The organism is Rossellomorea sp. GCM10028870 (assembly GCF_042666755.1).
GTDB lineage: Bacteria > Bacillota > Bacilli > Bacillales > Bacillaceae_B > Rossellomorea.
The window spans coordinates 21,574-36,550 of record NZ_JBHTGN010000003.1; the positions used below are offsets into that span (position 1 = coordinate 21,574).

General features: G+C 41.8%; 13 protein-coding genes and 1 tRNA gene. 7 read left to right on the forward strand and 7 right to left on the reverse strand.

Annotated features, from left to right (window positions below; genetic code table 11):
• The first annotated feature begins 63 nt into the window (after window positions 1-63).
• From nagA to ACFQWC_RS13920, 3 genes are all read left to right on the forward strand, one after another.
• A complete protein-coding gene (nagA, locus tag ACFQWC_RS13910) occupies window positions 64-1,272 on the forward strand; it encodes an N-acetylglucosamine-6-phosphate deacetylase (protein ID WP_299743913.1) in 1,209 nt (402 codons plus the stop codon).
• Complete coding sequence (nagB, locus tag ACFQWC_RS13915) at window positions 1,259-2,008, forward strand: glucosamine-6-phosphate deaminase (protein ID WP_299743910.1); 750 nt, start codon at window positions 1,259-1,261, stop codon at window positions 2,006-2,008. The genes nagA and nagB overlap by 14 nt, the downstream gene beginning before the upstream one ends.
• A gap of 176 nt (window positions 2,009-2,184) precedes the next feature.
• Window positions 2,185-2,257: transfer RNA gene (locus ACFQWC_RS13920), tRNA-Ala, on the forward strand.
• A gap of 95 nt (window positions 2,258-2,352) precedes the next feature.
• On the opposite strand, the gene ACFQWC_RS13925 is transcribed toward ACFQWC_RS13920, so the two are convergent.
• Window positions 2,353-3,048: a glycoside hydrolase family 16 protein gene (locus ACFQWC_RS13925; protein ID WP_341356869.1), complete on the reverse strand. Its 696-nt coding sequence runs from the start codon at window positions 3,046-3,048 to the stop codon at window positions 2,353-2,355.
• A 309-nt stretch (window positions 3,049-3,357) separates the two neighbouring features.
• Between ACFQWC_RS13925 and ACFQWC_RS13930 the strand changes: the two genes are divergently transcribed.
• Window positions 3,358-3,909, forward strand: a complete 552-nt coding sequence (locus tag ACFQWC_RS13930; RefSeq protein WP_377108041.1) for a GNAT family N-acetyltransferase — start codon at window positions 3,358-3,360, stop codon at window positions 3,907-3,909.
• Between the two features lie 52 nt (window positions 3,910-3,961).
• Entirely contained in the window at window positions 3,962-4,954 is a 993-nt protein-coding gene (locus tag ACFQWC_RS13935; protein ID WP_377108043.1) for a potassium channel family protein, read from the forward strand.
• On the opposite strand, the gene ACFQWC_RS13940 is transcribed toward ACFQWC_RS13935, so the two are convergent.
• The 3 genes from ACFQWC_RS13940 to ACFQWC_RS13950 all read right to left on the reverse strand — a co-directional run bounded on the left by ACFQWC_RS13940 (window position 4,947) and on the right by ACFQWC_RS13950 (window position 8,508).
• A complete protein-coding gene (locus ACFQWC_RS13940) occupies window positions 4,947-5,354 on the reverse strand; it encodes a YugN-like family protein (RefSeq protein WP_044338095.1) in 408 nt (135 codons plus the stop codon). The two genes, ACFQWC_RS13935 and ACFQWC_RS13940, sit on opposite strands and share 8 nt — an antisense overlap.
• Window positions 5,355-5,446: 92 nt before the next feature.
• Complete coding sequence (locus ACFQWC_RS13945; RefSeq protein WP_377108045.1) at window positions 5,447-6,796, reverse strand: glucose-6-phosphate isomerase; 1,350 nt, start codon at window positions 6,794-6,796, stop codon at window positions 5,447-5,449.
• A gap of 548 nt (window positions 6,797-7,344) precedes the next feature.
• Window positions 7,345-8,508, reverse strand: a complete 1,164-nt coding sequence (locus ACFQWC_RS13950; protein WP_341356871.1) for an iron-containing alcohol dehydrogenase — start codon at window positions 8,506-8,508, stop codon at window positions 7,345-7,347.
• Window positions 8,509-8,708: 200 nt separating this feature from the next.
• On the opposite strand from ACFQWC_RS13950, the gene ACFQWC_RS13955 reads away from it, so the two are divergent.
• Window positions 8,709-8,942 carry a DUF378 domain-containing protein gene (locus ACFQWC_RS13955; RefSeq protein WP_044338099.1) on the forward strand — a complete coding sequence of 78 codons (234 nt, stop codon included), beginning with the start codon at window positions 8,709-8,711 and terminating at the stop codon, window positions 8,940-8,942.
• Window positions 8,943-9,036: 94 nt separating this feature from the next.
• Here ACFQWC_RS13955 and ACFQWC_RS13960 read toward each other — a convergent pair whose 3' ends face one another.
• The 3 genes from ACFQWC_RS13960 to ACFQWC_RS13970 all read right to left on the reverse strand — a co-directional run bounded on the left by ACFQWC_RS13960 (window position 9,037) and on the right by ACFQWC_RS13970 (window position 13,255).
• A complete protein-coding gene (locus tag ACFQWC_RS13960) occupies window positions 9,037-10,428 on the reverse strand; it encodes an aldehyde dehydrogenase (RefSeq protein ID WP_299744037.1) in 1,392 nt (463 codons plus the stop codon).
• A gap of 223 nt (window positions 10,429-10,651) precedes the next feature.
• Entirely contained in the window at window positions 10,652-11,896 is a 1,245-nt protein-coding gene (locus ACFQWC_RS13965; protein ID WP_148970825.1) for a Glu/Leu/Phe/Val family dehydrogenase, read from the reverse strand.
• A gap of 165 nt (window positions 11,897-12,061) precedes the next feature.
• Window positions 12,062-13,255: an ornithine--oxo-acid transaminase gene (locus tag ACFQWC_RS13970; RefSeq protein ID WP_299743872.1), complete on the reverse strand. Its 1,194-nt coding sequence runs from the start codon at window positions 13,253-13,255 to the stop codon at window positions 12,062-12,064.
• A 296-nt stretch (window positions 13,256-13,551) separates the two neighbouring features.
• Here ACFQWC_RS13970 and ACFQWC_RS13975 point away from each other — a divergent pair, with 296 nt between their 5' ends.
• Window positions 13,552-14,934, forward strand: a complete 1,383-nt coding sequence (locus ACFQWC_RS13975) for a sigma-54 interaction domain-containing protein (protein WP_377108048.1) — start codon at window positions 13,552-13,554, stop codon at window positions 14,932-14,934.
• Window positions 14,935-14,977 lie beyond the last annotated feature (43 nt).

Below are 14,977 nucleotides of genomic sequence, written 5' to 3' on the forward strand. Positions count from 1 at the left end.
GTATAGACATCTATACTTTCTGGTGGTATTGTAGAATTGTAAAGTATTCAAGGAGTGATTTCAGTGACCTCAAATACAAAAAAACTACTTATCCTGGATGGTAACATCTATGCAGAAGATACAGTTTATGAAAAAGGATTTATCAAAATAGAGAATGGAAAGATCACCGAAATGGGTGAACGTTCCCAGTTAACCGATTCAGAAGAGTATAAAGTGATTTCTCTTCCCCATGGGTATAGTGTTATCCCAGGAATGATAGATATTCATATTCATGGAGTAAATGGCGCAGACACAATGGATGCAAAGCGAGAAGCTCTTGATACGATGACCGGGACACTTCCGAAAGAAGGAACAACCAGCTTCCTTGCAACAACCATGACAGAAGGATCCGATGCAATCGAAAAAGCATTGAAGGCAACCGCAGACTATATGTCAAAGCATCAAAGTGATGGTCAGGCAGAAATTCTCGGCATTCATTTAGAAGGACCGTTCATCAATCCGGACAAAGCAGGAGCACAACCTCTCAATCGAATCCAAAAGCCAAGTGTTGACATATTTAAACACTGGCAGGCCCTATCTCAAAACCATATAAAATTAGTCACTCTCGCTCCCGAACTTGATGATGACCATGAATTGATCCGTTATTTAAAAGAGAATGGGATTATCTCTTCAGTAGGCCATTCCAATGCAACATTTGATCAGGTCGGTAAAGCCATCGATGCCGGCTTGTCCCATGTGACCCACTTGTTCAATCAAATGTCAGGACTTCATCATCGTGAGCCCGGGATTGTCGGTGCTTCCTTCTTACGACAGGAATTAATGGTGGAATTGATTTCAGATGGAATTCACGTTCGACCAGAAGTGATTCAATTGGCATTCAATCAGATTACAGATGAGCGACTGATCCTCATCACTGATTCCATGAGAGCCAAATGCTTGAAAAATGGTCAGTATGACCTTGGCGGACAGATGGTGACGGTTAAGGACGGGAAAGCTTTATTGGACGAAGACACTTTAGCGGGAAGCGTATTGAAGATGAAAGACGCATTTACGAATATCCAGGAATTTACTACGGGTGATATGAGAAGTGCGATCAAAATGACCGCTGAAAATCCGGCCAGACAATTAAATGTCTTTGATCGAAAAGGAAGCCTTGCTCCCCTGAAAGATGCAGACATCGTCATATTAGACGAAAACAAAGACGTATACACAACGATATGTAAAGGAAAAATAGCCTATATTCGAGAGGATGATACTCATGAAACTAATTGAAGTGAAAGACTACCAGGAGATGAGTCAAGTCGCTGCAGACTATCTATTATCCAAGGTAAAAAAAAGTAAAAACGTAACACTGGGTTTAGCCACAGGCGGAACACCACAAGGGCTTTACGAGGTGCTGATTCATGATCATCAACAAAACGGAACGTCTTATCAATATGTATCGTCCTTCAACCTGGACGAATACATCGGCCTATCAGGTAAACACCCTAACAGCTACTACCATTACATGAATGATAACCTATTTAAACACATTGATATAGATTCAGAAAACACCCATATCCCTTCAGGAAAAGCAGCCGATCCCGCAAAAGAATGCGAAGCGTATGATGAAAAAATCCGCTCCCACGGGGGGATCGACCTTCAAATACTAGGGATCGGAAGCAACGGACACATCGGGTTCAATGAACCAGGTACATCGTTTGAATCCAACACTCACATTGTTGAGCTTGCAGAGTCTACACGTGAGGCTAATGCCCGTTACTTTGATTCAATCGATGACGTTCCGACACATGCTATTACCATGGGAATCTCATCGATCATGAAGAGTAAAGAAATTCTCTTACTGGTTTCAGGCGAGGCTAAACAAGCGGCGATGAAAAAGTTAGTTGAAGGCAAAATCTCAGAGGACTTCCCTGCTTCTATTCTGAATCAGCATGATCATGTAACGGTGATTGCCGATGAAGAAGCTCTGGCACTAGTGAAAGGGTTAGAGTTGTTGAATAGATGAATGGATGAAGATATGGAGTGATTAAGTTTGGTCCGTGTCTTTGAGAGCGGCGAACAATGGTTCGTCGCTATTTTTTTTATAATTGTTGGGATATTTATAGATTAAAAAGAAGAATATTATAAAAAAGGATTGACGAAAGCTATGTATATTTCTTATAATAAATCTTGACCGATCACGGGGCATTAGCTCAGCTGGGAGAGCGTTTGGCTGGCAGCCAAAAGGTCAGCGGTTCGATCCCGCTATGCTCCATACCGAAATAAGATGGGGAAATCTTGTATACAAGATTTCCCCATCTTATTTTTATTATCTTGTTTTTGCTATAGCTTTGATCTCACACTAAACGATTAGTTAGCAAGTGGTATAAACTGAAACTTAGTTATCACAATTTCTGCTTCCTTTTGATTCAATGGAGCCCTTCCTCCAAATAACCATAAGTTAATGTCTACTTTTTCGTTTTTGGTATTAGGAATATCTCCTCCTCTATATGTCCATTCCTTGATTCGATACCATTCTATTGGACTTGGTAGTTTTGAATAATGTCCATGAAGGGAAAGAAATTTAATGGTTGTCGGAGTCCATAAAAAACTATGGGTTGAATAGTTTCCGCTTAGAGACGTTTGAAATTGAATCATATTCCCCGCCTTTGTATAGGGCTGAACCACGTACTGAGAATTTGGTCCTTTTGGATTTCCCCATTTCGCAAATTCAATGTCAATTTCCCGATAATTATTCGCAGCAGCATCCGCAGAAGTACCATCATATGTGAATAATCCCAAAGTTATATTTGGATCCAATAGATCCGGGCGACCATCCACAAAAAATCGGTACGTTCCATAACCAAGGGTTTGCGTGTTATATACTTCAGCACAGTACCACTTATTGTTTCGTTTTGTTATTTTCAAATGCAATCTTCCCGCACTGTCTACCCATACATTTTCGGTACTACCTGAAAAATAATTCGGTCCGGGACCCCATTTGTTAGTTGAAGAATTTTTCACATTCCAAGTATAGCCACTCCACTTAATTGTTCTATTATTCAATTCTATTCCTCCGATATATTAAATTTTTTAATATATCATATGTATAACCTGTCACAATGAATGTAAGTTTGTCCATATAATAGAGTAAACTTTGTATACAAACTAACGTTTATACTTAATAGATTTCTAGATCCATGCTGAGTAAGAATATTGTTGGCAAAATAAAGCGACCATCCTTCATAGAGTTTATCCGGCCCCTTTCCCATTCACTTTTGCCACAATACTTTTTGAAGTGTACTCAATCAACATTCATTATCCTCGATCCGGCACTTCCGTGATATACTTTCATGTACAAAGGGGTTGAAAATAATGGAAAAATATCCAGTATTCGAAACGGAGAAATTAACACTAAGACAACTCACAATGAAAGATGTAGATTTTCTTTATGAGCTATACACGTCCGAGGACGTTCTCCGCTATTTTGGAATGAGTCCGATTGAATCGAAAGAAGTGGCTGTCAGTATGGTAGAGAACTACGAAAAACACCTTGAAACAGGCGGTCCCATGCGCTGGGCGATTGTGGAGAATACTAGTGACAAAATGATCGGTACATGCGGATTCCACGCCATTTCCAAAGCCTATAAACGCTGTGAAATAGGTTATGACTTGAGCCCCGGCCACTGGGGTAAGGGCATCATGGGAGAGGCACTCTCCCCTTTACTTACCTATCTGTTTACAGATAAAGGAATGAATCGTATAGGGGCAGTGATCGTCCCATATAATAAAGCTTCTGCAAGAGTGATTGAAAAGCTTGGTTTCAAACAGGAAGGATTACTCAGAGAATATATCCTTCAAGATGACCATAAATATGATGCTTACATGTACAGCTTGTTAAAGAAAGAATGGCTTTGTGAGTTTTAGAAGAACCTGAATGGGCAATAATGGTCAGTGCAGATGAAAAGGAGCTGGTAGAATGGTACAGCAGATGTTTCAGGGGTTTTTGCGCTGGCCTTTAGTTGTTCGGATATTTATGATTGCGATTACGCTGATGCTCTCGTTTGGAACGATTATTCATTTCATCGAGCCCGATACCTTCCCTTCCCTATTCGATGGGATCTGGTGGGCGATTATTACGACTTCCACTGTTGGGTATGGGGATTTTGTTCCCTCATCGTTTGAAGGCAGACTGATTGGCATTATTCTCATCTTAGTAGGTGCCGGTTTTCTTTCTACTTATTTTGTCACCCTTGCAGCAGAAACGGTGATGACACAAAATGCATATTTGGAAGGCAGAGCTGCGTTCAAGGGGAAAGAACATGTTGTAATCGTAGGATGGAATGAACGGACGCGTGAAGTGATTAACCAACTAACCTCCCTGCAGTCCCAATGTGATATCATCTTGGTCGATGAAACCCTTCAAAAGAATCCATATAGCAATAACCGTATTCATTTTGTGAGGGGAACCCCTTTTACAGATGCGATTCTAAAAAAAGTAAATCTCCATGAAGCATCGATCGCCATCATTACCGCTGATCAAAATAAAGATGAGAAAACGGCAGACATGAATTCTGTCCTGACTCTTCTCGCCATTAAAGGGAATCACCCTGAATTGTATACGGTCGTTGAAATTCTCCAGAAGGATCAAGTGGCCAATGCCAAACGTGCTGGAGCCGATGAAGTAATTCAAACGAATATGCAAACCAGCTACGTGATGATGAACAGTATCATTTCTCAAGGGATGTCTAAGACGATATTAAAGCTTTTGAACCATCTTAAAGGAAATAATCTGAAGCTGATCCCTGTTTCCGATGAATACATCGATGAAAATTTTCATTCATTGAGTGCACATCTTCTGAAGAACAATATTATCTTATTGGGCATAAAAAAAGGAGAAATCACGACTGTGAATCCTCCTTTGACGACTTTGATTGAAGAAAATGATGAACTGCTTGTGATCTCTAACTAGAGAACAAAACGTTCTCCAGCTCTTTTACAAGTTCTTTCCCGACTTCAATATATTCTTCCGGGAAGCTCGCATCGGGATCTTGTGGTTCGGAAAATTGATTGACAGAGCCTGAGAAGGTTCCGGTTGATGCGTAATCGTCCAAGCCACGCTGGTATTTATGAGAGAGAAGGAACGGTTTACCGAATTCAACCGTGGCCCCCCTTGAATCCAATTGACCGTCAACAGACGTAAACGGTACTCTCAAATACTGGTAGCCAACTTCGTCATCAATTTTATAATCGAAATAGCCGTGATCATAATCCCAATTACCACCTATCGAATATCCAAGCGGTTTTAATAGCTGTTCAAGCTTATACAGTTGGTAATGCTGTCCTTCAATGCTAGATGAAAGCTCAATCACGTGGATCCATCCCCTTTCTTTTAGGGATAGTTTCTCCTAAAGTAAAAGAATAATGTAAAAAGAGCACTGAGATTTACCTCAGTGCTCTTTCCTTATTTAAGACGTTTCACAAGCTCCGCTTTCTTCTCTTCAAAGCCTGGTTTTCCAAGAAGGGCGAACATATTCACTTTATATGCTTCCACGCCCGGCTGGTCAAATGGATTTACACCCAGCAGGTATCCACTCATCGCACATGCTTTCTCGAAGAAGTACACCAGGTATCCGAATGTGTATGCATCCATTGCAGGAATTTCCACGATCAGATTTGGTACGCCACCATCTGTATGGGCAAGCAATGTCCCTTCAAACGCTTTGTTGTTTACAAAATCCACTGTTTCACCGGCTAAATAGTTTAAACCATCCAGATCACTGTCAGCCTTCTCGATTTTCAGCTCATGACGAGGCTCTGAAACCTTGATGACCGTTTCAAAAATGTCACGGCGTCCTTCTTGAACATATTGTCCAAGAGAATGCAGATCCGTAGAGAAGTTAGCTGAAGAAGGATAAATTCCTTTTTGGTCTTTCCCTTCACTTTCTCCAAACAGCTGCTTCCACCATTCAGAAAAGTATTGTAAGCCAGGCTCATAGTTAATGAGCATTTCAATTGTTTTCCCTTTATTATATAGGGCGTTACGGACCGCTGCATATTGATAAGCAGGGTTTTCTGTAAGCTCGGATTTGCCGAAATCTTCACGAGCTTGTCGAGCACCGTTCATCATTGTCTCGATTTCCACTCCGCTTACAGCAATCGGAAGCAGCCCAACTGCTGTCAGAACAGAATAGCGGCCTCCGATATCATCAGGAACAACAAATGTTTCATAGCCTTCGTCAGATGCCAGTGTTTTAAGGGCACCCTTCGATTTATCCGTTGTCGCATAGATGCGTTTGCGAGCCTCTTCCACCCCGTATTTTTCTTCCAGCATTTTACGGAAGATACGGAAAGCAATCGCTGGTTCAGTCGTAGTACCGGACTTCGAAATCACATTGATGGAGAAATCTTTTCCATCAAGGAGATCCATTAAGTCTCTCATATACGTGGAGCTGATGTTTTGTCCAACGAATAATACTTGTGGAGTTGAACGCTTTTCTTTCGGCAGGGCATTGTAGAAGCTGTGGTTCAGCATTTCAATCGCTGCACGGGCTCCCAAGTATGATCCACCAATACCGATTACAAGAAGCACATCAGAATCATTTTTAATTTTCTCTGCTGATTTCTGAATGCGGGAGAATTCTTCTTTGTCGTAATCTACAGGGAGGTCGATCCATCCCAGGAAGTCGTTTCCTGCACCTGTTTGTTCATGTAAAGAATGATGAGCAACCTTTACGGCATCACTTAAGTATGTAAGTTCGTGTTCTCCAAAAAACGATAACGCTTTTGAATAATCAAAACGAATGTGTGTCATAACCATCCTCCGATTAAAATATTTTCTTCTATCTCACTTTATCGAAAGCTGACTCGAGAATCAAGAAAGCTCCCCTTATGTAAGCGTGTGCATTAAAAACTTTTTTTAACAACAGTTCTCACCAGCTTATAATTCCCTAATTATGGGTCAGCAAACCAAAAAGAGGGACGGACCTTCACGTGGTCGGTCCCTCCCCATTAAGACCAGTAAAATCGGATTCGGTTCCTTACGTGAATGGGTGATCATTAACGATGAGGCGTTGTTTGGGTCAGAAGAGTAATGATTATATCGTGAAAATAGACGGATGGAATGCAAACGGCATGAAAAATAAGGGAGTAATTTGAGTAAGAATCTTAAATCCGGCCGAAACGGAATCGAATCCGGCCGTTTTGTTGAAAAATCCGGCCGAAATGGTTCAGAATCCAGCCGTTTCACCCCTTAATCCAGCCGAAATCACAAAAAATCCAGCCGATTAGCTATATTTTCCAACTCTCACGCAAGAAGAGGGACGGACCTTGTTCACCAAGGTCCGTCCCTCCCAATACTTATTATAGTGATGCTCTCAGAATCGCAAGAACGTCGTCTTTATTCAGTTTATTGAAGTTACCGAATTCGCCGTTCACCATCGCTTTGTCTGCCATCAATTCAAGTTGACTGTCGTCGATATCATAGTCTGCCAAGCGGGACGGGGCACCGATGCTCGTCCAGAATTCACGAAGCTTTTCGATTCCTTCCAGTGCCACTTCCTCTTCTGACTTACCGGCAGGATCGACATTGAATACTCGTTCTGCCAGTTGAGCAAATCGTGCAGGATTCACTTTCAGGTTATGCTTCATCCAGTTAGGGAATAGAATCGCGAGTCCACCTGCATGTGGGATGTCGTATACGGCTGACACGGCATGTTCAATGTTATGGCTTGCCCAGTCACCGTTGTAGCCCATTTGCAGCATTCCATTAAGGGCAATTGTTCCAGAGTACAGAATCGTCTCACGAAGCTCATAGTTTTCAAGATCATTGATCAACTTCGGAGCTGTTTCGATAACCGTAGTCAGAACGGATTCACACATACGGTCTTGAAGTGGTGTGTTGGTTGCATTATTGAAATACTGCTCAAACACGTGACTCATCATATCCACCATACCGTAGATTGTATGATCTTTCGGAACTGTGAACGTATTTTCCGGATCCAGGATAGAGAATTGCGGGAACGTCACCGGGCTGCCCCAACCATATTTCTCATTCGTTTCCCAATTCGTGATAACAGATCCTGCATTCATTTCAGAACCGGTCGCTGCAAGAGTCAGGACGGTACCGAATGGAAGAGCTTCTTTCGCAAAAGCTTTCTTGGTTACAAGATCCCATGCATCTCCATCATATTTTGCACCAGCAGCAATTGCTTTTGTACAGTCGATGACACTTCCGCCGCCGACAGCTAATATAAATTCAATATTATTTTCTTTACTTATCTCTACACCTCTTCTGACTGTGGAAAGGCGTGGATTCGGTTCTACTCCGGAAAGCTCGAATACTTCGCTGTCAATATCCTTCAATACAGACATTACCTGATCGTATAACCCATTACGCTTAATGCTTCCGCCACCATACACGACAAGCACTTTTTTACCGTATTGAGGTACCAATTCTTTCAGTTGTTCTACTTGTCCTTTTCCAAAAATCAATTTGGTTGGATTGTAAAAAGTAAAGTCATTCATTTGTTGTTACCTCCTTGTATTTTATAAGGGCCGAACTATTTCGTTACCCAAAATGTCTTCAACACATTTCCTATTATCGAATATATCATCCCCAAAATGCAAAGAACTTGCACATGGAAATTTTGTTGCAGTCAATCTGAATAGGAATAATTGCAATGGGAAACTTATAAATGAGCCATTCAAATAAGGAGGAAAACAACATGAGTGCAATTCAACGCATTGCTTTGGTTCTTACCATCATTGGTGCTGTGAACTGGGGACTTATAGGCTTCTTTCAATTCGATCTTGTTGCAGCCATCTTTGGTGGTCAAGATGCCGCTCTATCCCGTATCATTTACGGCTTAGTTGGTATTGCTGGTCTAATTAACCTTGGACTATTATTCAAACCAACGGAAGAGCTTGAAAGAGAACCTCATACTGAACCAACAAGATAAATGATGCTCAAACAGCATCAAAATTAACGAGGATTACACTTTGATCCTTCGCTTAACAGTTCAAAAAGGTGACCCATTCTTTGGGTCACCTTTCTTATTTCAGTAACTTCTTAATGATCTGCATGCCAAATCTTCCACTTGGATAACGGAAGCTTAAGTCGAACTTCGTCGTCTGCTTTAAGATGCTTTTATAATGTGAGAAAGTTGAGAAGCTTGATTCCCCGTGATAATTCCCAATCCCACTCTCACCTACTCCTCCGAAAGGAAGATATGGTGTAACGATGTGCATGAGTGTATCATTCACACAACCGCCGCCGTAGGAAATTGATCCGTTAATTCGCTCTTCGGTGACTGGATTGCTCGTGAACAAATATAGAGCCAGGGGTTTCGGTCGCTCTGTCACAAATTCAATGACTTCATCAAGCTCCTCATATTCTATGACTGGGAAAATAGGGCCGAATATTTCATCCTGCATCACCGGTACAGTAAAATCTCTCGGCTTCATTAAAGTGGGTTCAATTTTTAAGCTCCCAGCATCTACATTTCCCCCTAAGAGGATTTCTCCATCTTCCAGGTAGCTTGTTAAACGATTGAAATGACGCTCATTGACAATCCGACCAAATTTTTCACTCTTTAATGGTTCTGTTCCATAAAACTCAATAACCGTTGTCTTAAATTCAGTGATAAATTCATCTAGCTTGCTTTTATGAACAAATAAGTAATCAGGTGCAATACACGTTTGCCCGGCATTTGTCACTTTACCGAAGGCGATGCGCTTCGCAGCCAGAGGGATATCCGCCGTTTCATCCACGATACACGGGCTTTTCCCACCCAATTCAAGAGTGACAGGTATCAACTGTTTTGCCGCTGCTTCCATCACCACTTTTCCAACGGGAACGCTTCCCGTAAAGAAAATATAATCAAATGGCTGTTTTAGAAGATGCTGCGTCGTTTCCACTCCACCTTCAATCACGAAAAGCTGTCTTGGGTCAAAATGAGTATTGATCATTTCCGCTAATAATGCCGATGTAGTAGGAGTTAATTCTGACGGTTTAATAATGGCTGTATTCCCCGCTGCAATCGCTCCAATGACAGGGGCTAGTGCAAGCTGGATTGGGTAATTCCATGGTGCGATGATCAGGGTAACCCCGTAAGGCTCCGGCACGGTATAGGCTTTAGAGCCAATATGTGTTTTCGCCGTTTTGACCTTTTTAGGTTCTGCCCATTCGTCTATATTCTTCAGAACAAATCGAATTTCTTCAAGCAGGATGCCGATTTCTGTCGCATACGTTTCCATCTCTGATTTATTTAAATCTCTTTTCAATGCATCGATGATTTCTGCTTCATGATTTTTTATGACTGCTGAGAATTTCTCTAACAAGTCTTTTCTATATTGAATTGGCCGGGTAACCCCTGACTTGAAAAATCGCTTATGCTTTTGAAGTGCTGATTCAACCGTTTCAAGAGAAGCTTCCTCGATAATCATTTCAGTTGACACATGAATCCCTCCGAATCTTTAATGTTTAATAGTTTAAACATAAGAACATTATTATCGTACGACGACTTATGCTTATTGTCAATTTTAATGATTTTACCCAGAATCGATGCTCTCTAATCATTTCGATACAAATAGAAAATTCCTTTACAAACCGAAAAAAAAAAACGCATCCCCAATAAATTGAGAACACGTTCTTTATTTTATGCGATCGTTACACCCAACCTCTGAATCTGGAGGCTTCAGCCATTTTGCGTGCGCCGACCATGTATGCGGCGAGTCGCATATTCACTCGACGATTCTGAGATGTTTCGTATACATTGTTGAAAGCTTCGACAAGTTTAGCATGAAGCTTCTCGTTTACTTCTTCTTCCGTCCAATAATACCCTTGGTTGTTCTGAACCCATTCGAAGTATGAAACCGTAACTCCACCCGCACTTGCAAGTACGTCCGGTACAAGCAGGATTCCTCTTTCAGAAAGAATTCGAGTTGCTTCAAAGGTAGTCGGACCGTTTGCAGCTTCTACCACAATGGATGCTTTAATATCATAGACATTCTCTTCAGTGATTTGGTTTGAAATCGCTGCTGGAACAAGGATGTCACACTCAAGCTCCAATAATTCTTTATTTGAAATCGTGTTTTCAAATAGAGTCGTTACTGTACCGAAGCTATCGCGACGATCTAATAGATAATCAATATCCAAACCTGCCGGGTCATGAAGGGCACCATGGGCATCAGAAATGGCGATGACCTTCGCACCCGCATCGTGCATGAACTTCGCCAAGAAACTTCCTGCATTTCCAAAACCTTGGATCACGACGCGTGCACCTTTGATGTCGATGCCACGTTTCTTTGCAGCTTGGTCAATACAGATTGTAACACCTTGAGCCGTTGCCTTTTCACGACCTTGGGAACCACCAAGAACAATCGGTTTTCCTGTAATGAATCCTGGTGAGTCATTTTCACGAAGACGGCTGTATTCATCCATCATCCAAGCCATGATTTGTGAGTTTGTGTACACATCAGGTGCTGGAATATCCTTTGTAGGACCCACAATCTGACTGATGGCACGAACATAACCGCGGCTTAGCTTTTCAAGTTCAGTGAAAGACATCGTTCTTGGATCACAGATGATCCCGCCTTTTCCTCCACCGTATGGTAAATCAACAATTCCGCATTTCAAGCTCATCCACATGGATAAGGCCTTTACTTCCTCTTCATCTACTTCAGGATGGAATCGTACCCCGCCCTTGGTAGGTCCGACTGCATCGTTATGTTGTGCACGGTAGCCAGTGAATACCTTGATACTGCCATCGTCCATTCGAACCGGGATTCGAACGGTCAACATACGAATCGGCTCTTTCAGAAGTTCATACATTTCTTCCGTATATCCTAGCTTAGATAAAGCATCATTGATGACATGCTGTGTAGAAGTAAACAGATTAAGGTTTTCTCCCATTGTAAACATTCGCCTCTTTATTATGTGATCTGAAACGTTGTAATTGTAACATATTACCGTATCTTAAACCATTGACTTGGTAAAGAAATAATTTTTATTTTCACGCCTTATTACGCTCAGTCTAAGAAAAAAATCTTCTTGCTAAATGGTTATTCACCCTTGGGATTAAGATAATACTTTTTTGATTCTTTCGATTGCCCAATCCAGGTCTTCTTGTGAGATGACAAGTGGTGGAGCAAAACGAATGACTGTATCATGTGTCTCTTTACAAAGCAGTCCTTCTTCTTTCAGCTGTTCACAGTATTTACGGGCTGGTTCGTTAAGTTCCACTCCAATAAATAAACCACTACCACGAACTTCCTTAATCATAGGATTATCTATCTCACGAAGTTTACTCATAAAGTATTCTCCCATTTGAAGAGAACGCTCTGCCAGATTCTCATCGATCAGTACATCCAGGGATGCTACAGAAACCGCACATGCCATTGGATTTCCTCCAAAAGTAGAACCATGGGAGCCTGGGTTGAATACACCTAACACTTCTTCATTGGCAACAACACAAGAAATCGGGAATACCCCACCACCAAGTGCTTTTCCAAGGATGTACATATCAGGGTCAACATCTTCCCACTCACACGCAAACATTTTACCAGAGCGTGCTAGACCTGCCTGAATTTCATCTGCAATGAATAGGACGTTGTTTTCTTTACATAATTCATATGCTGCTTTCATGAAGCCTTTAGGAGGGAATACAATCCCTGCTTCTCCTTGGATAGGTTCGATTAGGAAAGCTGCTGTATTTGGTGTAATGGCGGATTTCAATGCTTCCAAGTCACCGTAAGGAATCAAGTTGATTCCCGGAAGCATCGGACCGAAGCCACGCTTGTATTCTTCTTCTGAAGAGAGGGAAACAGCTGTCATCGTTCTTCCGTGGAAGTTCCCGTTACATGCGATGATTTCCGCACTGTTTTCGGCTACACCCTTCACATCATATGCCCAGCGGCGAGCTGTCTTGATCGCTGTTTCCACTGCTTCAGCACCAGTGTTCATTGGAAGAGCCATGTCTTTACCGGTCATCTTACAAATCTTCTCGTACCAAGGAGCCAATTGATCGTTGTGGAAAGCACGTGAAGTCAATGTCACACGATCTGCTTGATCTTTTAATGCCTGTATGATCTTTGGATGACGATGTCCCTGATTTACAGCTGAATAGGCGCTAAGCATATCCATATACTTATTCCCTTCAGGATCCTTAACCCATACACCCTCTGCTTCTGAAATAACGATTGGTAGGGGATGATAATTTTTCGCACCATACTTTTCCGTTTGTTCGATAATCGAATGAGTACTTACTGCCATGAAAGTTCCTCCTTGTTTAAAACATTCTATTTTTAAAGGCTTATGACGAGGTTAGTTAACAGATATGCAAAAAAAGTTTGCATTTAGAAAACCCTTACACTTATAATAATGCAAAAGATAGTTGCATTTTTCAAGAGTTTTTTAAAATTTTTTATAAATCCGCTCTTTTTGCCAATATAATTGCTTAACAGTCATCAATTCAGTAACGGACGGAAGGAAAATTTGCGCAAATAGATGCTTGATAGACGATACGTTTTGCAGTAAGACCTAATGAAAAAGAAGAGGAGAGAGACAGCATGCTGGAATCAGAAAAACGTTTGTATATGTACGAAAAAGTCGCTGAACATCTCGAATCAGGCATACATGTCATCGATTCTACCGGAAGAACCATCATCTACAATCGAAAAATGCGCGAAATCGAAGGGATGGAAATTGAAGACGTCCTGGATAAAAATTTGCTGGATGTTTTCCAATTTCACTCTGAAGAAGAAAGTACCCTTCTTAAAGTTCTGAACACAAAGGAACCAACCCTTAATGTGAAACAAACTTATTTTAATATGAACGGAATCGAAATCACGACGATGAACGACACCTTTCCGATCTTTCACGATGAAGTGCTAATTGGGGCGATTGAAATTGCCAGAGACATCACGAAACTCGAAAAGGTGATGAGAGATCATATAAATAAGCGTCCGAGCAGTTTATTTACCTTTGACAGCATCATCGGTAAACATCACCGACTGCAGGACGCCGTCGAAACCGGAAAGCGGGCGACAAGGACGTCTTCCCCTGTGTTGATATGTGGTGAAATCGGTACCGGAAAGGAGCTTTTTGCACAAAGCATCCACAACGACAGCGCCCGTGCCAATCGCCCTTTCATCACCCAGAATTGCTCGTCACTACATGATGATAAGCTAGAAGAAATCCTGTTTCACGAGGAGCGAAAGGACAGCAATCCGGAAGAACACCGCCCCTCCCTCTTCCAACAAGCACAGGGAGGCACACTGCTACTGGACGAAATTAACTCATTACCCCTTTCCCTTCAAGAGAAGCTGCTAAACTTCTTTTCCCAAGGGACGGACCTTCCATATGATGTGCGGGTGATGGCGACTGTGAACGAGGATCCCATCGACGCAATTGCAGAAGGGCGGTTATTAAAGGACCTCTATTACAGGCTGAGCATTGTTTCAATCTTTATCCCCTCTCTCCGCTCGAGAAAAGAAGATTTACCGGAGATTGTGAACTATTTCATTGACCAGTTCAACCACCATTTCGCTATGGGTATTAAAGGGATTTCGGATGAAGTGAGTGAAATTTTCCACCAGTATGACTGGCCAGGCAATGTGAGGGAGCTTGAGCATGTCATTGAAGGAGCATTTAGCTTGGTGGGGTTTGAAGAAGAGATTGGCTTCAATCATCTTCCATTCGGATTCAGGCAGAGGATTCATCATACTTCGACAGGAGAAAATAGTCAGGATGAATCGGAGTTTCTTTACCAATCTGGAACCGAAATCAAGCCGTTGGAAATTTTCATGGAAGAAGCTGAAACCTATTATATTCAAAAAGCGTTGAAATACCATGACTTTAATATCACTAAAACAGCGAAATCCCTTGGTATGAGCAGGCAGAATCTGCAGTATCGGATACGGAAGTATGGGATTGAGCGGAATGCGTTTTAATGTTGGTATGTGGCCACTTTCCTTTTAGGGGAGTGGCTTTTTT